16 protein-coding genes are annotated in these 18006 nt (G+C 67.5%); 10 read left to right on the top strand and 6 right to left on the bottom strand.

Going from position 1 to position 18006, the window contains the following annotated elements; genetic code table 11:
- The first annotated feature begins 57 nt into the window (after nt 1-57).
- Complete coding sequence (locus ACMVO5_RS10065) at nt 58-831, top strand: sulfite exporter TauE/SafE family protein (RefSeq protein ID WP_416907380.1); 774 nt, start codon at nt 58-60, stop codon at nt 829-831.
- Here the strand turns inward: ACMVO5_RS10065 and ACMVO5_RS10060 are convergent.
- Nucleotides 828-3233 (bottom strand): DNA translocase FtsK 4TM domain-containing protein, encoded by a 2406-nt coding sequence (locus ACMVO5_RS10060; RefSeq protein WP_416907379.1) that lies wholly within the window; start codon nt 3231-3233, stop codon nt 828-830. The genes ACMVO5_RS10065 and ACMVO5_RS10060 overlap by 4 nt on opposite strands.
- A gap of 106 nt (nt 3234-3339) precedes the next feature.
- On the opposite strand from ACMVO5_RS10060, the gene ACMVO5_RS10055 reads away from it, so the two are divergent.
- Genes ACMVO5_RS10055 through ACMVO5_RS10035 form a run of 5 tightly spaced genes read left to right on the top strand, consistent with a single transcriptional unit; the run spans nt 3340 to nt 8222 of the window.
- On the top strand, nt 3340-4569 hold the full coding sequence (locus ACMVO5_RS10055) for an FAD-dependent monooxygenase (RefSeq protein WP_416907378.1): 1230 nt from the start codon (nt 3340-3342) through the stop codon (nt 4567-4569).
- A gap of 51 nt (nt 4570-4620) precedes the next feature.
- Complete coding sequence (locus tag ACMVO5_RS10050; protein ID WP_416907377.1) at nt 4621-5967, top strand: M48 family metalloprotease; 1347 nt, start codon at nt 4621-4623, stop codon at nt 5965-5967.
- Nucleotides 5967-6746 (top strand): DsbA family protein, encoded by a 780-nt coding sequence (locus ACMVO5_RS10045; RefSeq protein ID WP_416907376.1) that lies wholly within the window; start codon nt 5967-5969, stop codon nt 6744-6746. The genes ACMVO5_RS10050 and ACMVO5_RS10045 overlap by 1 nt, the downstream gene beginning before the upstream one ends.
- 10 nt (nt 6747-6756) lie before the next feature.
- Entirely contained in the window at nt 6757-7473 is a 717-nt protein-coding gene (locus ACMVO5_RS10040; protein WP_416907375.1) for a hypothetical protein, read from the top strand.
- Nucleotides 7470-8222, top strand: a complete 753-nt coding sequence (locus tag ACMVO5_RS10035; protein WP_416907374.1) for an alpha/beta fold hydrolase — start codon at nt 7470-7472, stop codon at nt 8220-8222. Before ACMVO5_RS10040 ends, ACMVO5_RS10035 begins: the two co-directional genes overlap by 4 nt.
- Nucleotides 8223-8468: 246 nt before the next feature.
- On the opposite strand, the gene ACMVO5_RS10030 is transcribed toward ACMVO5_RS10035, so the two are convergent.
- Entirely contained in the window at nt 8469-10064 is a 1596-nt protein-coding gene (locus tag ACMVO5_RS10030) for an isocitrate lyase (RefSeq protein ID WP_416907373.1), read from the bottom strand.
- Between the two features lie 227 nt (nt 10065-10291).
- Between ACMVO5_RS10030 and ACMVO5_RS10025 the strand changes: the two genes are divergently transcribed.
- Together ACMVO5_RS10025 and aceB are read left to right on the top strand one after the other, a co-directional pair.
- Nucleotides 10292-11662 (top strand): helix-turn-helix domain-containing protein, encoded by a 1371-nt coding sequence (locus ACMVO5_RS10025; protein ID WP_416907372.1) that lies wholly within the window; start codon nt 10292-10294, stop codon nt 11660-11662.
- Nucleotide 11663: 1 nt separating this feature from the next.
- Nucleotides 11664-13244: a malate synthase A gene (gene aceB / locus ACMVO5_RS10020; RefSeq protein ID WP_416907371.1), complete on the top strand. Its 1581-nt coding sequence runs from the start codon at nt 11664-11666 to the stop codon at nt 13242-13244.
- An 18-nt stretch (nt 13245-13262) separates the two neighbouring features.
- Here aceB and ACMVO5_RS10015 read toward each other — a convergent pair whose 3' ends face one another.
- The 4 genes from ACMVO5_RS10015 to hslV all read right to left on the bottom strand — a co-directional run bounded on the left by ACMVO5_RS10015 (nt 13263) and on the right by hslV (nt 16372).
- On the bottom strand, nt 13263-13880 hold the full coding sequence (locus ACMVO5_RS10015; protein WP_416907370.1) for a MarR family transcriptional regulator: 618 nt from the start codon (nt 13878-13880) through the stop codon (nt 13263-13265).
- 123 nt (nt 13881-14003) lie between these two features.
- Nucleotides 14004-14381, bottom strand: coding sequence for a hypothetical protein (locus ACMVO5_RS10010; RefSeq protein ID WP_416907369.1), 378 nt, complete (start codon nt 14379-14381; stop codon nt 14004-14006).
- Between the two features lie 114 nt (nt 14382-14495).
- The gene (gene hslU / locus ACMVO5_RS10005; protein WP_416907368.1) at nt 14496-15800 is read right to left on the bottom strand and encodes an ATP-dependent protease ATPase subunit HslU; all 1305 of its coding nucleotides are present in this window, start codon (nt 15798-15800) and stop codon (nt 14496-14498) included.
- On the bottom strand, nt 15797-16372 hold the full coding sequence (gene hslV, locus ACMVO5_RS10000; RefSeq protein WP_416907367.1) for an ATP-dependent protease subunit HslV: 576 nt from the start codon (nt 16370-16372) through the stop codon (nt 15797-15799). The genes hslU and hslV overlap by 4 nt, the downstream gene beginning before the upstream one ends.
- A gap of 118 nt (nt 16373-16490) precedes the next feature.
- On the opposite strand from hslV, the gene ACMVO5_RS09995 reads away from it, so the two are divergent.
- On the top strand, nt 16491-17120 hold the full coding sequence (locus tag ACMVO5_RS09995) for a 1-acyl-sn-glycerol-3-phosphate acyltransferase (RefSeq protein ID WP_416907366.1): 630 nt from the start codon (nt 16491-16493) through the stop codon (nt 17118-17120).
- A 127-nt stretch (nt 17121-17247) separates the two neighbouring features.
- Complete coding sequence (locus tag ACMVO5_RS09990) at nt 17248-17979, top strand: PEPxxWA-CTERM sorting domain-containing protein (protein ID WP_416907365.1); 732 nt, start codon at nt 17248-17250, stop codon at nt 17977-17979.
- The last annotated feature ends 27 nt before the right edge of the window (nt 17980-18006 follow it).

Raw genomic sequence — 18006 nt, 5'->3', positions numbered from 1 at the left:
GCCATCGTTGCCAAAATGGCTGGCCAAGCCGGGAGGCAGCGGGCAAAGGCCCCGCTCATGTCTGCCGCCCTCACCGCTCCGCTTGATCTGGCGACCATCGCCCTGCTGCTGGCGGCAGGGCTTTGGGCGGGCGCGCAGAATGCGCTGGCGGGCGGCGGCTCGTTCATCACCCTGCCGGCGCTGATCCTGGCCGGGCTGGACCCGAAGCTCGCCAATATCACCAGCACCATGGCGCTGTTTCCCGGCCAGATCACCACCGGGCTGGCCGGGCGCAAGCTGGTGGCCGGGGCCGAGCGGCTGTCGTTCCGGGCGCTGGCGATCATCAGCTTTGCCGGCGGCATTGGCGGCGCCTTTCTGCTGATCATCACGCCGGCCCGGCTGTTTGCCGCGATGGTGCCATGGCTGGTGCTGGTGGCGACGCTGGTCTTTGCCTGGTCGACCTATGGCCGGCGCAATCATGACACGCCGCCGGTGCCGCCGCCGGCCTGGGTGAGCGCGCTCATTCAGACGGTGATTGCCACCTATGGCGGGTTTTTTGGCGGCGGCGCGGGGATCATGACGCTGGCGGCGCTGACGCTGGCACGGATGCCGGTGCGCAATGCGGCGGGGACCAAGAATGTGCTGATCGCGCTGGCCAATCTGTCAGCCGCGATCGTCTTTGCCTTTTCGGGGGCGGTGGCCTGGACCTATGCGCTGACCATCGGGCTAGGGGCGATTGCCGGCGGCTATGCGGGCGCGCGGCTGCTGACCGTGCTGCCTGACCGGGTGTTGCGCGTCGCCGTGATCGTGATCGGCGCGGCGCTGACGGTGGGGCTGTTTTTGCGCGGCTAGCGGCGGTTGCCGTGTTCGTCGATGAGGACTTCGCGGCGGTTGACGTGATCGGGGCGCGAGACGAAGCCGTCTTCCTCCATGCGCTCGATGAGGCGGGCGGCGTTGTTGTAGCCGATGCGGAGCTGGCGCTGGAGATAGCTGGTGGAGGCCTTTTGCGCCACGGCGACGGCCTGCACGGCGCGGGCGTAAATGTCTTCTTCATCGCCCATCTCGTCGGCCTTTGAGGCAGCCGGACTGCGCGCGGTGCTACCGCCGGCGAGCGGCAGGCTGGCATTGTCTTCCCAGCCCTCGCCGGGCTCTTCGGTGACGGCATCGAGATAGGCGGGCATGCCCTGGCGGCGCCAGTGATCGGCGACGGCCTCGACCTCGTCATCGGAGACGAAGGGGCCGTGGATCCGCTGGGGCATCTTGCCGCCGGCCATGAACAGCATGTCGCCCTTGCCGAGCAGCTGTTCGGCGCCCTGCTCACCAAGGATGGTGCGGCTGTCGATCTTGCTGGTGACCTGGAAGCTGATGCGGGTGGGCAGATTGGCTTTGATGACGCCGGTGATGACATCGACCGAGGGGCGCTGGGTGGCCATGATCAGGTGGATGCCGGCCGCGCGCGCCTTCTGGGCGAGGCGCTGGATGAGGAACTCAACTTCCTTGCCCGCCGTCATCATCAGGTCGGCAAGCTCATCGACGACGACGACGACGAGCGGCATCGGTTCGAAATCGAGGACTTCCTCCTCGATGATCGGGGCTTCGGTGTCAGGATCCCAGCCGGTCTGGACGCGGCGCACGAAGGGGCGGCCGCTGGCCTTGGCCTCGCGCACCTTCTGGTTGAAGGTGGCCAGCCCGCGCACGTTGATCTCGGACATCTTGCGGTAGCGGTCTTCCATCTCCTCGACCGCCCATTTGAGCGCGCGCACCGCCTTGGTCGGCTCGGTTACGACCGGGGCGAGGAGATGGGGGATGCCGTCATAGGTCTTGAGTTCGAGCATCTTGGGATCGATCATGATCAGCCGGCACTGGGCTGGGGTCATGCGGTAGAGCAGGCTGAGGATCATCGCATTGAGGCCGACCGACTTGCCCGAGCCGGTGGTGCCGGCGATGAGCAGGTGCGGCATGGGGGCGAGATCGACGACCACCGGCTCGCCGGCGATATCCTTGCCGAGCACCAGCGGCAGGGTGAGACTGCGCGCCTCGAAGGCTTCGGAAGCGAGCAGCTCGGAGAGGCTGACCATCTCGCGGGTGCCGTTGGGCAGCTCGATGCCGATGACGTTGCGGCCCGGCACCACGGCGACGCGGGCCGACAGCGCGCTCATGTTGCGGGCGATGTCATCGGCGAGCCCGATGACGCGGCTGGCCTTGATGCCGGGCGCGGGCTCGAGCTCGTACATGGTGACCACGGGGCCGGGGCGGACCTCGCCGATGCGGCCCTTGACGCCGAAATCTTCAAGCACGCCTTCCAGCAGCCGGGCATTGGCGGCGAGTGCGGCTTCATCGACGCGCTGGGCGGGGGCGGCGGGCGGCGGGCTGAGCAGATCAAGGCCGGGCAGCACGCCCATATCGCCAAGGTTGAGGCCCTGCTGGCGGGCGCGGGGCGGCGGGGCGGCGGCCTTGGGCGCGGTGACGACGCGCGGGGTCGAGACTTCGGCATCTTCGAGGATGCGCACGTCTTCGCCTTCAGTGCGCTCAAGCACCAGGGGGGCGTCTTCATCTTCGGGCGCATCAGCGGCGCGGCGGGCCATCAGCCGGTCGAGCCAGAGAAAATCGGTTTCGCGCAGGCCCAGCCCCCAGACCATGAGCGCGAGGCCGATCGCGGCGAGCGCGAGGCCGAGGATGACGCCGACCGGCACGCCGGCGAGCCAGCCAAGCTCGGCCAGTGCATCAGAAGCCCAGCCGGCGAGCGTGCCGACCATGCCGCCCGCGCCGCCGGCCTGCGGCCCGGCCATGGGCGTGCCGATGAGCCATGTGCTGCCCGAGGCGAGCGCGCCCAGCCCCATGGCGAGCAGCAGCACGGCGAGGCCGATGCCGGTGAGCGCGCGCAGCGGCGCATAGACCTCGGCGCGGAGCAGGCGGACGCCGGCTGCGAGCGGCAGCAGGGCGAGCGCCAGCGCCGGCCAGCCGAAGCCCTGGAGCAGGAGATCGGCGACATGACTGCCGGGGCTGCCGAGCGGATTGGTGGCGGCGCGGCCGGTGACGGTGTTGAACGAGGGATCATCAGGCGAATAGGAGAAAAGCGCGACGGCGAGCCCGACTGCCAGCGCGATCAGCAGCAGCCCGGCCAGCCAGCGGCCGGTGGTGCGCAGCGCCTCGGCCAGCCAGACGCGGGCGCGCGCGACGAAGCCCGGCTGGGGCGCGGGCGCGCGGCCCCGCACGCCCCGTCTGTCTGGCGCTGTCGACGCGCGGCTGGCCATGGGACCCCTTCTGTTCACGGTTTGAACCTGTGGAGAGTGACGCACCCGGGAGTCCGGGTCAAGCTTCGGCTTGGGGACGGGGCATTTCGCGGCTAGATGTGGGCGCATGACCACAGTTTCGCATGCAGATGTTCTGATTATCGGCGGGGGCCTGATCGGCTCGACGGTGGCGCTGGCGCTGGCCGCGCATGATGTGACGAGCATCATGGTCGACACCGCCGACCTGGCGACGACGCTGAATGCCGGCTTTGACGGGCGGGCGAGCGCCATTGCCAGCGCGTCCGCCCGGATGCTGGGCGCGATCGGCGTGGGGCCTGTGCTGGAGGCGCACGGCTGCGCCATTCGCGCCATCCGGGTGACCGATGGCACGGCGCCGCAATTTTTGCATTTCGACGCGGGCGAGGGCAATGAGCCGCTGGGCATCATGCTGGAAAACCGGCTGCTGCGTGCAGCCCTGATGGCGGCGGTGGAGGCGGACGAGCGGATCACGCTGATTGCGCCGGCCAAGGTGGCGGGGCTGGTGCGCGGCGACCATGAGGCGACGCTGACGCTGGCGGATGGGCGGCGCTTGCATGCGCCGCTGGCGATTGCGGCGGACGGGCGACGGTCGGCGACGCGGGCGGCGGCGGGGATCAATATCGCCGCCTGGTCCTATCCCAACAATGCGCTGGTGACGATGGTGGCACACAGCGTGCCGCACGGCGAGGTGGCGTGCGAACTGTTTTACCCGTCCGGCCCGCTGGCGTTGTTGCCGATGCGCGACCATGAGGATGGGCGACCGCGCAGCGCGATCGTGTGGACGGTGGACGACCATGCCGCCGCCGGAAGCGCCAAGCTGGGGCCGCGCGCGCTCGCGGCCGAGATCGAGAAGCGCATCGACGGCACTTTGGGCGAGGTGGAGGTGATTGCGCGCCAGGCGGTGTGGCCGCTCGGCTATCATCACGCGAGCAGCTATTACACCCACCGGCTGGTGCTGGCGGGCGATGCGGCGCACGGCATTCACCCGATTGCGGGTCAGGGGCTGAACATGGGCTTCCGTGATGTGGCGGCGCTGGCGCAGGTTCTGGTGGAGGCGCTGCGCACCGGGCAAGATATTGGCCATCCCGATGTGCTGGCGCGCTATTCGGCGTGGCGGCGGCTCGACAATTCGATGGTCGGCGCGGTGACCGATGGGCTCAACCGGTTGTTTGCCGTGCCGGGGCGGCCGGCGGCCGCCGTGCGCCGCTTCGGGCTGGCGGCGGTGGAGCGCATCGCGCCGCTGAAAGCGCGCTTCATGGCCGAGGCGCGCGGCGAGACCGGCGAGCTGCCGGCGCTGCTGCAGGGACAGCTGGTTTAGGGGAATCGTTTAAGGGGGGGTTCAGCCGTGCTAAAGGATAGGGCCTTGGTCATGCGTGCTCCACTCGCCCTTCTTGCAGCCGCAGCGCTGCTGGCCCAGCCGGTGGCGGCGCAGTCGATTCTGCGCGATGCGGAGACCGAGCGCTTCTTTGACGACCTGGCCCGGCCGATGATCGAGGCGGCCCAGCTGGACCCGCGCTCGGTGGAGATCGTGCTGGTGGGCGACCCCTCGATCAACGCCTTTGTGACCGGCGGGCAGAATGTGTTTTTCCATTCCGGTTTGATCATGGCGGCCGATGATGTGAACGAGGTGGAAGGGGTGATGGCGCATGAGCTGGGCCATATTGCCGGCGGCCACGGGGTGCGCTTTGGCGAGGGCGCAGGGCCGGCGACGCGAATCACGCTGCTCAGTCTGCTGGGTGCTGCCGCCGCTGTGGCGGCGGGCGCGGGCGAGGCGGGCATGGCGCTTCTGGGCATGGGCCAGACGGCGGCGATGGGGAAGTTTTTGTCGTTCACCCGCGACCAGGAGAGCCGGGCCGACCAGGCGGGGGCGCGCTACCTCGGGCTGGCGGGGATTTCGGGCAAGGGCTCGATCGACTTTTTCAAGAAGCTGCAGGGGCAGGAGTTTCGTCTCGCCATCCCGCAGAACAATGAATATGCGCGCACCCACCCGCTGTCAGGCACGCGCATCGCCAATCTGCGCGATGTCTATCAGGGCGACCCGGCCTGGGACCGGCCGCGGCCGGCCGCGCTTGAGGCACGCTTTGCCCGCATCAAGGGCAAGCTGACCGGCTTTGTCGAGGAGCCGGCGCGGGTGATGCAGCTCTATCCGGAGTATGACAAATCCGTGCCCGCCCATTATGCGCGCGCCTATGCTTGGCATCGCAGCGCCTATGTGGAGGCCGCAGTAGCGGAAGCCGATGCGCTGCTGAGGAAGGCGCCAGACGACCCCTATTTTCTGGAGCTGAAGGGGCAGATTTTGCTCGAGTCGGGGCGGGTGGACGAGGCCATTCCGACGCTGCGCGCGGCTGTGAAGAGCGCGCCCGACGAGCCGCTGATCATGACGCTGCTCGGCCATGCGCTGATCGCCTCGGAGACTGAGGCCTTTTTCGGCGAGGCGGAGACGCTGCTGCGGCGCGCCGTGCAGCGCGACCGGTCGAACCCCTTTGCCTGGTATCAGCTGGGAGTCATCTATGACCGCACCGGCGACAAGCCGCGCGCCGCGCTGGCGACGGCCGAGAGGTTGAGCTTGCAAGGCAATGTGCCGGGCGCGATGATGAATGCGCGCATCGCGAGGGACGGCCTGCCGAAGGGGACGCCCGACTGGATTCGCGCTGACGACATTGCGCTTGCCGCTGCTGACGATTTTGACCGCATGAGCCGAAAGAAACGCCGCTGATGACTCCTCGCCTGAAAGCCTTTCTCGACCGCAGCGTGCCGCTGCCATGGCTGCTCGCCGCGCTGGTGGCGGCTGGCATCGGGGGGGCCGTGCTGGCGCAGAATGCTGCGCCGAGCGAGGCGACGCCTGAGGGGCGCGCGGCCATCGAGAAGATCGTGCGCGACTATATATTGGCCAACCCCGAGATCATTCCCGAGGCGATGACCCGGCTGCAGAGCCGCGAGGCAAGCCGGCTGCTGGCCTCGAACCGCACCGAGATCGAGACGCCCTTTGCCGGGGCGTGGGCGGGCAATGCCAAGGGCGATGTGACGCTGGTGGTATTTTCGGACTATGCCTGCCCCTATTGCAAGAAAGGGGCGAAGGACGTCGCCCGGCTGGTGGGCGAGGACAAGGGGCTCAGGGTCGTGTTCCGCGATTTCCCGGTGCTGTCTCCGGCGTCTGAAGAGGCGGCGATGGCGGCGCTGTCGGCGGCACAGCAGGGGCGCTATGTCGCCTTTCATGATGCGCTCTTCGAGGGGCCGGGCAAGCTGAGCCATGAACGGATCATCGCCACGGTGCGCAGCACCGGGCTGGATGAGCGGCGCACGGCCAAATCTTTGGTTGCGCCCGAGCTTCAGGCTGAGGTGCGCCGGAACCTTGAGCTGGGCCGGGCGCTGGGGCTGACCGGCACGCCGAGCTATATCGTGGGCGAGCGCGTGCTTTCGGGCGCGGTCGGCTATGAGGCGCTGAAATCGGCGGTGGCGGAGGCGCGCGCGGCGCGGGCGGGCCAGGCCGGATGAGTTTGGGGGCTTGAACGAACGGGGCCGCCTTGACGTCTTGCTGGCGCTATACCGGGCCGCACAGGCGGTACGCGCTGACCTTGTGGCGATTCTGATCGGGGGGGCGTTGCTGGTGTCCTTGCCCGGGCTGGCGGCGCGGTGGCTGGCGCCCGAGGGCGGCTACGGCGCCGATGTGGCGACGCTGGTGACGACGCTGCGCGCAGTCTTGGCGATGCTCTATCTGGCGCTGGTGAGCTGGGGTGTGGTGGCGCGGCTGACCGGGCGGGCGCTTGCGCCGCGCGCCTTTGTGCAGGAGGGGCTGCGCCGCGCCCAGCCGGGGCTGAAGGTGGCGCTGCTGGTAGGGGCCGCGGTGGTGATGGGGCTGACGCTGCGGCTGTTTGCCGTGCACGGCACCGGCGAGGGCTTTGCCTTGCAGACGCTGCTGATGATCGCCGGGCTTTGGGCGCTGGGGGCGTTGATGCCGGCCGTGCCGGCGGCGGTGGTGGAGCGGCTGGGACCGGTTGCGGCGCTCAGGCGGGCGGCGGCGCTGACGCAGGGCAACCGCGACCGCACGCTGATTCTGGGGCTGATCCTCGGGCTGGCGCTGGCGCCGTCCGCGGTATTGTTGGCCACCCTGCCGGGGCCGCACCCGCTGCTTTTTGCTGCTTTTGAGCTGATTGCCTGGAGCGGGGCTGCGATCCTGCCGGCGGTGGTCTATGCCGGGTTGCGCAGCGGCGAGGCGGCGTGAGGCACTTCAAGACGCCGGACGGCACGCGGCTGGCGGTGCACGAGATGGGCGATGCGAAGGACCGGCCGCTGTTGCTGCTGCACGGGCTGTTTTCAAGCGCGGCGATGAACTGGGTGAAATTTGGCACCGCAGCCGAGCTGGCCGGGCGTGGCCATTATCTTATCATGCCCGATTTTCGCGCGCACGGAGACAGCGACGCGCCCGAGGATGCCGGCCTGTATCCGCCCGATGTGCTGGCCAGCGACATCGAGGCGCTGATCGAGCATCTGGAGCTGAGCGATTATGATCTGGGCGGCTACAGCCTGGGCGCGCGCACCGTGGTGCGGCTGCTGGCGCGGGGGCGGATTCCGGCGCCGGGGCGGGTGATATTGGCGGGCATGGGGCTTGCCGGGCTGACCAGCGGCGGCGCGCGGGGGGAGTTCTTCCTGCGCGTAATCGAAGCCACTGAACGGTTTCCTGCCGGCACCGCCGAACATGCGGCGCAGGCGTTCATGCGGCAGAACAACATCAATGGTGCGGCGGTGGCGCATGTGCTGCGCGCGCAGCTCTCGACGCCTGAGGCGGTGCTGGCCGGGCTGACCCCGCGCACGCTGGTGATTGCGGGGGCCGAGGACTTTGACAATGGCAGCGCGGCCGATCTGGCGACGGTGCTGCCCAATGCCAGCCATGTGTCGATTCCGGGCAATCATATGAGCGCGGTGACCAAGCCGGACTTCGGGACGGCGATGGGGGCGTGGCTGGCGCATTAGGCGGGCATGGTCCGGGCTGCGGCGGAGCCGCAGCAGCCGAGGGCGTTGCTTGCGGGAAGAGGCGCGGGGGGCTGTTGAGCCGCTGATTTGGGCCGTGGGGCGAGTTTGGTGGGGTTTGAGAAGGAAGAGCGCGGCGGAGCCGCGCCGTCGGACGAGTCAAAAAAGGGCGGCCTTGGGGGCCGCTCTTTTTCGCTCGCCGGCCGGGCTTGCGCGAGTCTTGCAATAGCTTCGCTATTGCGCGCCGCGCTACGCCGCGAACTGATTCATCGTGTTATGAGCGCCGCCGGCCTTGAGGGCCGCTTCACCGGCGAAATATTCCTTGTGGTCATCGCCGATGTCGGAGCCGGACATGTTCTGGTGCTTGACGCAGGCGATGCCCTGCCGGATTTCGGCGCGCTGGACGTTCTTGACATAGCCGAGCATGGCCTGGTCGCCGAAATAGTCGCGGGCGAGATTGTCGGTGCTGAGCGCGGCCGTGTGATAGGTCGGCAGGGTGATGAGATGGTGGAAGATGCCGGCGCGCGCGCTGGCGTCGCGCTGGAAGGTGCGGATGCGCTCATCGGCTTCGGCGGCGAGCGGGGTCGTGTCGTAATCGACGCTCATCAGCTTGGCGCGGTCATAGGCCGAGACATCCTTGCCGGCTTCGACCCAGGCATCATAGACCTGCTGGCGGAAGTTGAGCGTCCAGTTGAAGCTGGGCGAATTGTTGTAGACCAGCTTGGCGTTGGGCACGACGTCGCGGATGCGGTCGACCATGCCGGCGATCTGGGCGATGTGCGGCTTTTCGGTCTCGATCCAGAGAAGGTCGGCGCCGTTTTGCAGGCTTGTGATGCAATCGAGGACGCAGCGGTCTTCGCCGGTGCCGGGGCGGAACTGGAACAGGTTGGAGGGCAGCCGCTTGGGCCGCAGCAGCTTGCCGTTCCGGTTGAGGATGACATCGCCGTTGCGCGCGGTGGCGGGGTCGATCTCCTCACAGTCGAGGAAGCTGTTGTACTGGTCGCCGATGTCGCCGGGCGCGTTTGAGACGGCGATCTGCTTGGTGAGGCCGGCGCCGAGCGAATCGGTGCGGGTGACGATGATGCCGTCTTCGACGCCGAGCTCGAGGAAGGCGTAGCGGCAGGCGCGGACCTTGGCGAGGAAGTCTTCATGGGGCACGGTGACCTTGCCGTCCTGATGGCCGCACTGCTTTTCGTCCGAGACCTGATTTTCGATCTGCAGCGCGCAGGCGCCGGCCTCGATCATCTTCTTGGCGAGCAGATAGGTGGCTTCCGCATTGCCGAAGCCGGCGTCGATGTCGGCGATGATCGGGACGACATGGGTTTCGTAATTGTCGATGGCCGAGAGCAGCGACTGGGCCTTGACCTGATCACCGCTGGCGCGCGCGGCGTCGAGATCGCGGAACATCAGGCCGAGCTCGCGGGCGTCGGCCTGGCGCAGGAAGGTGTAAAGCTCTTCGATCAGCGCCGGGACGCTGGTCTTTTCATGCATCGACTGGTCGGGCAGCGGGCCGAATTCGGAGCGCAGCGCTGCGACCATCCAGCCGGAGAGGTAGAGATAGCGGCCCTTGGTGGAGCCGAAATGCTTCTTGATGGAGATCATCTTCTGCTGGCCGATGAAGCCGTGCCAGCAGCCGAGCGACTGGGTGTAATTGGCCGGGTTGGCATCATAGGCGGCCATGTCGCGGCGCATGATGGCGGCAGTGTAGCGGGCGATGTCGAGCCCGGTCTGGAAGCGGTTCTGCAGGCGCATGCGCGCCACGCTCTCGGGGTTGATGCCGTCCCATGTGCCGCCGTGCCTGCCGATCAGCTTTGCGGTGGCTTCGATGTGATCCTTGTACGCCATGACAGACTCCGTCTCGATTAAGTGAATGGCGGCGTCGAACAGGCGCCCGACGCCGCCGCCTCCCCATGAACCGTGAGCCGCCGGGACTTGTCTGCCCGGTCTTGCCTACCCCCTTGCGATGCGCGCCCCGGCGGCGTAGGTCAACGCTGATAGGTCAAAGAATCGTGTAAAAACGTGCCCATTTCGTCAGATTTATTTGTCAAAGTGTAAAAGTCTTGACTGAACAGATGACCCGCAAGCTTTTCGCTGGACAGCGCGTGCGCGCGCTGCGCACGGCGCGTGGCCTGTCCCAGACGCGCATGGCGTCGGACCTCGGCATCAGCATTTCCTATCTCAACCTGATCGAGCGTGACCAGCGGCCGCTGTCGGCGGCGTTTCTGCTCAAGCTGGCGGGCGCCTATGACCTTGACCTGCGGGCGCTGGCCGACGGCGAAACCTCGGAGGCCGCCGAGGCGCTTGTCAAGATTTTCACAGACCCTCGGCTGATCGGCATCGATGTGCCACGCGCCGAGCTGCGCGACCTCGCCGCGCGCCAGCCGAGCATTGCCCAGGCGCTCATTCGGCTGGCGGAGACGGCGCCGGCGCAGGACGCGCCGCCGGAGAGCCCGCTGACGCAGGTGCTGGCGCTTCTGGAGGGCTGCGGCAATCATTTTCCCGAGATCGATAGTGCCGCCGAGGTGCTGGCGGACGAGCTGCGGCTTTCGGGCGGCGATCTGGGGGCCGCGGTGGTGGACCGGCTGCGCGCGCGGCACAGCCTGGCGGTGCGGGTGATGCCGATGGATGTGCTGTCGACCAGCCTGCGCCGGCTCGACCTTCATGCCCGGCAGCTCCAGCTTTCGGAGAGCCTGGATGCGGCCTCGCGCAGCTTTGCCGCCGCTGTGCAGCTGGCGCTCATCGAGCTGAAGCCGCAGATCGAGGCGGCGGCAGGCGCGCTGCCAACCCCGCTGGCGCGGCGCGCCGGTGTGCAGGCGCTGGCCAAATATGCGGCGGCGGCGATTTTGATGCCCTATGGGCGGTTTCTGGCCGCGTGCGAGGCGACGGGCTATGATGTCGAGCTGTTGCAGGCGCGCTTCGGGCGCGGGCTGGAGCAGATTGCGCACCGGCTGACGACGCTGGGCCGGCCGGGCGCGCGCGGGGTGCCGTTCTTTCTGGTCCGCATTGACCGGGCGGGGACGATTTCGAAGCGGTTTGCGCCCTTTTCACCCTCGCCGCTGCCGCGCCCCGGCCAATCGGGCTGTGCGCTGTGGAACCTGCACGGCGCCTTTGCAGCACCCGGCCAAATGCAGCGCCAGCTGGTCGAGCTGGAGGATGGCCACCGCTTTCTGACGCTGGCGCGCACGGTGAGGACGACGGCGGGGCCCTGGGGCTCGCAGCCGCCGATCTTCGCCATCGGCATTGGCGCGGAGGCGCGCCATGCGGCCTCGCTGGCCTGGTCGGCCGGGCTGGACCTGAGCGGACCGGCCGTGCCAATAGGCCCCGGGTGCGTGGCCTGCCACCGCGCCGATTGCCGCCAGAGAGGATTGCCGCCCGCATCTGCGCATCTCGCTTTCGACGAACATATTCGTGGTCTCACCCCCTTTCGCTTCACAAAGGACTGACATGAGCATCAAGATCACCGCGCCGCTCGCTCCGGGCTATGACACCATCCTCACCGAGCCGGCGCTCGCCTTTCTGGCGCTGTTGCATCGCAGCTTCGAGCCGACCCGCCAGTCGCTGCTCGCCGCGCGCGCGACGACGCAGGCGGCCTATAACAGCGGCGAGCTGACCATCGATTTTCCGCCCGAAATGGCGGCGGTGCGCGATGACCCGACATGGAAGGTGCGGCCCGCGCCGGCCGGGCTGGTCGATCGGCGGGTGGAGATTACCGGGCCGTGCGACCGCAAGATGGTGATCAATGCGCTCAATTCGGGTGCGCAATGCTTCATGGCCTGCCTTGAGGACGCCTCGGCGCCGACCTGGGACGTGATGGTGCAGGGGCAGGTCAATCTGCGCGACGCCGCGCACCGGACGATCAGCTTGGAGGACAAGGGCAAGAGCTATAAGCTGTCTGACAATCCCTGCACGCTGATCGCGCGGCCGCGCGGCTGGCATCTGGATGAGGCGCATCTGCTCATCGACGGCGAGCGGATGTCAGGCGCGCTGTTCGATTTCGGGCTGTATTTCTTCCACAATGCGCGCGCGCTGATCGAGCATGGCGCGGGGCCTTATTTCTACCTGCCCAAGATGGAGCATTATCTTGAGGCGCGGCTGTGGAACGATGTCTTCCGGCTGGCGCAGTCTGTTTTGGGGCTGCCGCTGGGCACGATCCGCGCCACCGTACTGATCGAGACGCTGCCGGGCGCGTTCATGGCGGAGGAGATCCTGTATGAGCTGCGCGACCATATCACCGCGCTGAACTGTGGGCGCTGGGACTATATCTTCAGCTATATCAAGACGTTCCAGAACGACCCGAGCAAGATTTTGCCGGACCGGGCGGCGGTGACCATGGCCAGCCCGTTCATGGCTGAATATGCCGCGCACATCATCCGCACCTGCCACAAGCGCGGCGCCCATGCGATGGGCGGGATGAGCGCCTTCATTCCCGTGAAGAATGACGAGGCGGCCAATGAAAAGGCCTTTGCCGCGGTGCGCGCCGACAAGGAGCGCGAGGCGAAGCTGGGCCATGACGGCACCTGGGTGGCGCATCCGGGGCTGGTGGCCCTTGCCCGCGAGGTGTTTGACCGGTTCATGCCGGGGCCGAACCAGCTGGACAAGCTGCCCGAGGGCCGGGCGACCCGCGCGGCGCTGACGGCCGCACCCGAGGGGCCGAAGACGATCGGCGCGCTCGAAAACAACATCAATGTGGGCATCGGCTATATCGCGGCGTGGCTGCGCGGGCAGGGGGCGGTGCCGCTGCACAATCTGATGGAGGATGCCGCGACCGCCGAGATCAGCCGCACCCAGCTCTGGCAGTGGCGCACCCAGCATGTGACGCTGGACAGCGGCGAGCCGGTGACGGCATCGCTGATCGAGCAGGCCGTGCAGGGGCAGCTGGCGGTGTGGCGGCGCGAAGTGGGCGACAATTTCTTCGAGGCGGGCAAGTACCGCGAGGCGGCAGAGGTGTTGCAGACGCTGATTCTGGCCGACGAACTGGAGCCGTTTCTGACGCTGCCCGCCTATGAGCATTATTTCGCCGGATAGGGCGGGCCCAGTTGGAGGTCAGGCGGGGCTGCCCTCGGCGGCGCGCCTGGCCATCAGCGTCATCATCGTCTCGAACGGCGTTTCGGATATGTGGATATAGTGGCGGCGGCGATCATCGGGATCGGGCCGGCGCTCGATGAGGCCGCGCTCGAGCAGGGTCTTGATCCAGCGGAGCGCCGTGGTGGTGGGAACGCTGGCGGCGATGCAGAGGCTGGAGACCGGCGTTTGCCGGCCTTCCAGCCGGGCCAGCGTCAGATCGAGCAGGATATCCCAGGCCGGATCGGCGAACAGGCCCTCGGGCAGCATCCGCTCGCGCAGGCGGCGGGCCTTGATCTCGCGGCGGAGCAGCATGCGGATGGTGTCCGGGGTGGCGGCCGCGCTCTCTCCGGCCTCCGAGATCTTGGCGATTTCCTCGGCGAGCTGGCGGGTGAGCACGGCGAGGCGCTGCTTGAGGGCGGCGACATCCTGCGTGTCACCGGGCTGGACGGCGATGGTGCTGCCGTCATTGGCGGCTGACGCCATGGGCTCGGCGGCCGCGGCGGGCGGCGCGCTGAGGGAGGATCTGTCTGTGGCGGCGCTGGATCCGAGGCGGGCGACATTGCCCGTGGAGAGACCGCCATGCACGATGGCATTCATGGGTTGCCCCCAACCGAGTTGAAGAACTGGCGCTCCCTCCAGAGCCGTCACCAGTTATTGCAAAAGCCTTGAAGGCGCGGGGGTCGAACCGCCGTCAATTTGGATTGATAGTTTCTTACAAAGCTATCCGGCGCTGACGATGACATGCTCAAGCTGGACGATGTCGAGCGGCGTCTTGAGCCAAATGATTGATTTTCCAGTGATAATGGAGCGGCCATGGCTCGGCGCCCGGCCCAGGAATACAACCAGTTCGGAGCTATTAATTGCAAGATCGGTATCTTCGACCTCTGCGGGATCGATGAACAGCAGGCGGTAGCCGGTGGCCGGCATCTGGGCGGCTTGCGGGGCTTCATCGACCTGCCAGCCGAGCAGATCGAGCATCAGCGCGAGCTGCTCACGCAACTCGCCAGTGCAGCCGAGCAGCACGGCGCGCCGGTCTGCCGGGCGGAGCCGGACCGGCTCGAACACCGGCACCACATCTTCGGTTGCAACCCTGCGCAACACCGCGCCTCTCGTTAAGACCTGCTTAACTCGCTTAGAGGCTATGTCATGATTGTCAATTGCAGCTCAGACCAAGTTGAACGGTTTCTGGCACGGCTGGGCGATTGCGCCGCTTCAGAGGATGAATTTGGACAGATCGGTGTTGCGGGCGATGGCGCCGAGCTCGGTTTCGACAAAGGCGGCGTCGATGGTGACGGTGTCGCCGCTGCGCTCGCTGGCTTCGAAGGACAGGGTTTCGAGCAGCTTCTCCATGATCGTCTGAAGCCGCCGGGCGCCGATATTCTCGACGCTGGCGTTGACCTGCTCGGCGGTGCGGGCGATGGCATCGATGCCGTCTTCGGCGAAGGCGACGCTGACCCCCTCGGTGGCGAGGAGCGCTGTATATTGGCGGATCAGCGAGGCTTCGGTCTCGGTCAGGATGCGGCGGAAATCGGCATAGACCAGACCCTTCAGCTCGACGCGGATTGGCAGCCGGCCCTGCAGTTCGGGGAGCAGGTCGGACGGGCTGGAGACATGAAAGGCGCCAGACGCGATGAACAGCATATGGTCGGTCTTGACCGGGCCGTGCTTGGTGGCGACCGTGGTGCCTTCGATGAGCGGCAGCAGATCACGCTGAACGCCTTCGCGGCTGACCGAGCCGCCGCGCACGTCGGAGACGGCGATCTTGTCGATCTCGTCGAGGAAGACGATGCCATTGGCCTCGGCGCGGCGGACGGCTTCGCGGGCGATCTCGTCATCATCGAGGCGCTTGTCGCTCTCTTCGGCGACCAGCGCTTCGAGCGCGGCCTCGACCGGCAGCTTGCGCCGCCGGGTGCGGCCGCCCATGGCCTTGCCGAGCATGTCGGAGAGGTTGATCATGCCGACCTGGCCGGGGCCCATGCCGGGCAGGTCGAAGCTGGGGCCGCTGTCAGCCATCTCCAGCTCGACCTCGCGGTCCTTCAGATCACCGGCATAGAGGCGCTGGCGGAAGGCGAGGCGGGTGGCTTCGCTGGCGTCGCGGCCGACCAGCGCATCGAGCAGCCGCGCCTCGGCGGCTTCGAGCGCGGCATCGCGGACGCCGAGGCGGCGCTCGTCGCGGACCAGCCGGATCGATTCCTCGACCAGATCGCGGACGATCGAATCGACGTCGCGGCCGACATAGCCGACCTCGGTGAATTTGGTCGCCTCGATCTTGAGGAAGGGGGCGCCGGCGAGGCGGGCGAGGCGGCGCGAGATCTCGGTCTTGCCGCAGCCGGTGGGGCCGATCATCAGGATGTTCTTGGGGCTGACCTCGTCGCGCAGGTCGTCTTCCAGCTGCATGCGCCGCCAGCGGTTGCGCATGGCCACGGCGACGGCGCGCTTGGCGTCATCCTGGCCGACGATGTGGCGGTCGAGCGCGGCGACGATCTCGCGCGGGGTGAGGCTGTCCATCCCGCTCATTGGGCGCTCCCGCCGCTGCTTGTCGAGGCGGCGATGGTTTCGACGGTGAGCTGATCGTTGGTGTAGATGCACAGTTCGGCAGCGATGCCCATGGCGCGGCGGGCCACGGCTTCGGCATCAAGGCCGGAATCGGCGAGCGCACGGGCGGCGGCGAGCGCATAATTGCCGCCCGAGCCGATGGCTGCGATGCCGCCCTGCGGCTCAAGGACATCGCCGGTGCCGGTGAGCACCAGCGTGACATCGGCATCCGCAACGATCATCATCGCTTCGAGGCGGCGCAGATAGCGGTCGGTGCGCCAGTCCTTGGCCAGTTCGACGGCGGCGCGGGTGAGCTGGCCCGGAAAGCGCTCGAGCTTGGATTCGAGCCGCTCGAACAGGGTGAAGGCATCGGCGGTGGCGCCGGCGAAGCCGCCGATCACGGCGCCGTCCTGCCCCAGGCGGCGGACCTTGCGGGCATTGGGTTTCATCACCGTCTGGCCCATCGTCACCTGGCCATCGCCGGCGACGGTGACCTGGCCATTCTTGCGCACCGAGACGATCGTGGTCCCGTGCCATTGCAGTTCGTCGGACATCAAAAAACCTTCACAAGCATGACTGCCTATGTAGGACGGGCTGCGCGCGCGCCAACCCCCCTTCAGCCTGCGGCGCAAAAGCGCTCGCCAAAGCGCGGCAGGCTTCGTATGGCGAGCCGTGGCAGCTCCCGGCACCCTCGTCGTTCATGATCCGGCCAGCGCGCGGGCGCGGGCCAACCCCAGCCTTGGCATGGCGCTGTGGCATGTGCTGTGCCGGCTGTTCCTGCTGGCCGGCGGCTGGCGCATCCGCTGCGACTGGCCGGCAGACGCGAAGCTGGTGATCACGGCGGCCCCGCACACGTCGAACTGGGACGGCATCTGGATGATCGCGGCGGCCGGGGCCTGGCGGGCGCGGCTGCGCTATATGGGCAAGGCGAGCCTGACCAAGGGGCCGTTCGGCTGGCTGGTGCGCTGGTCGGGGTGCATTCCCATCGACCGCAGCAAGTCCAATGATGTGGTGGCGGCCAGCATCGCCGCCTTTGCGGCTGCCGATGAGCTGATTCTGGTGATTCCGCCCGAGGGCACGCGCGACACGGTGCACAAGTGGAAATCGGGCTTTTATCATATCGCCGTGGGGGCAGGGGTGCCGATCGCCTTTGCGGTGATGGACTATGCGACGAAGACGGTGACGCTGGCGGCGACCTTCTGGCCGAGCGGGGATTATGCCGCCGACCTGCCGATCATCCAGGGCTTTTATGCGGACGCGCAGGGGCGAAACCCGGAGAAATTCCGCCTGACGGGGCAGTGACCGGCCTTCAATTGCAAGGCAGTGCGAATGAATTCGCAAAGATAGTTAATTTGCCACGCCCCTATATTGACGAAGCGTAAGCCTAATGAAAGGTAGCCGCCGGGGCCTTTGTCCTGCGGAGTTTTCCATGTTTGCTCGTCTTGTCCTTCCTGTGCTTGTTCTGGCTGCTGCCGCCCATGGGCCGGCGCAGGCGGTTGTCAGCTTCGATTTTTCAGGGCCTTCGGGGACGACCAATGTCGCCAGCGTGACGCGCAGCGATGGCGGCGTGACGGTGACCGCGACGGCGCTGAACTATACGGTGGCGCCGGGCGGGCTGACGAGCTTTTCGGAGTTTACCAGCGGCACGCGCCTCATTCAGCAGACCGCGCCGGGCATCGGCGTGACCGGCGGCGCATCGGCCCCGCAGATCGACACCAACCAGCCGGCGGCGCGCGAAGCGATTTTGCTGAGCGCCGATACGGCCTTCAACATCACCGGCTTCCGGCTTTCGGTGATCGATGTGAACGACACCATGGCGCTGTTTGGCGTCAATGCCGATGATAGCCTGACGCTGCTTGGCTACAACGACCGCATCCAGACCGGCTTTGCCGGGCAGGCGCTTTCGTTCACCAACCTTGGCGCCAACAATGGCACGACGATCCTGAGCGTGGCGCCGACGGGGCGCTATGACCGCTTCGTCTTCACCACGGCGGTGGGCGGCGATGTGCTGTTTGGCGGTGACCTTGGGCAGGGCTACCGGATCGACAGCCTGACCGGCTTCGTGCCCGAGCCGGGGGCCTGGGCGATGCTGATCATGGGCTTCGGGCTGGTGGGCGCCAGCGCGCGGCGGCGGCGGCGGCCTGCCATGGTTCTTGCCTGACGCGCCCGTTTGCCCTAGGCGCGGCGC

It is taken from the genome of Polymorphobacter sp., assembly GCF_048007885.1.
Lineage (GTDB): Bacteria > Pseudomonadota > Alphaproteobacteria > Sphingomonadales > Sphingomonadaceae > Sandarakinorhabdus.
Note: the sequence above shows the minus strand (reverse complement) of the source record. Positions and strands in the feature narration are given on the sequence as shown.

Bases quoted from the DNA above. Each gene is read 5' to 3' on its own strand.
- ACMVO5_RS10065 (WP_416907380.1), top strand. From the start codon at position 58: ATGTCTGCCGCCCTCACCGCTCCGCTTGATCTGGCGACCATCGCCCTG.
- ACMVO5_RS10060 (WP_416907379.1), bottom strand. From the start codon at position 3,233: ATGGCCAGCCGCGCGTCGACAGCGCCAGACAGACGGGGCGTGCGGGGC.
- ACMVO5_RS10055 (WP_416907378.1), top strand. From the start codon at position 3,340: ATGACCACAGTTTCGCATGCAGATGTTCTGATTATCGGCGGGGGCCTG.
- ACMVO5_RS10050 (WP_416907377.1), top strand. From the start codon at position 4,621: ATGCGTGCTCCACTCGCCCTTCTTGCAGCCGCAGCGCTGCTGGCCCAG.
- ACMVO5_RS10045 (WP_416907376.1), top strand. From the start codon at position 5,967: ATGACTCCTCGCCTGAAAGCCTTTCTCGACCGCAGCGTGCCGCTGCCA.
- ACMVO5_RS10030 (WP_416907373.1), bottom strand. From the start codon at position 10,064: ATGGCGTACAAGGATCACATCGAAGCCACCGCAAAGCTGATCGGCAGG.
- ACMVO5_RS10025 (WP_416907372.1), top strand. From the start codon at position 10,292: ATGACCCGCAAGCTTTTCGCTGGACAGCGCGTGCGCGCGCTGCGCACG.
- aceB (WP_416907371.1), top strand. From the start codon at position 11,664: ATGAGCATCAAGATCACCGCGCCGCTCGCTCCGGGCTATGACACCATC.
- ACMVO5_RS10015 (WP_416907370.1), bottom strand. From the start codon at position 13,880: ATGAATGCCATCGTGCATGGCGGTCTCTCCACGGGCAATGTCGCCCGC.
- hslU (WP_416907368.1), bottom strand. From the start codon at position 15,800: ATGAGCGGGATGGACAGCCTCACCCCGCGCGAGATCGTCGCCGCGCTC.
- hslV (WP_416907367.1), bottom strand. From the start codon at position 16,372: ATGTCCGACGAACTGCAATGGCACGGGACCACGATCGTCTCGGTGCGC.
- ACMVO5_RS09990 (WP_416907365.1), top strand. From the start codon at position 17,248: ATGTTTGCTCGTCTTGTCCTTCCTGTGCTTGTTCTGGCTGCTGCCGCC.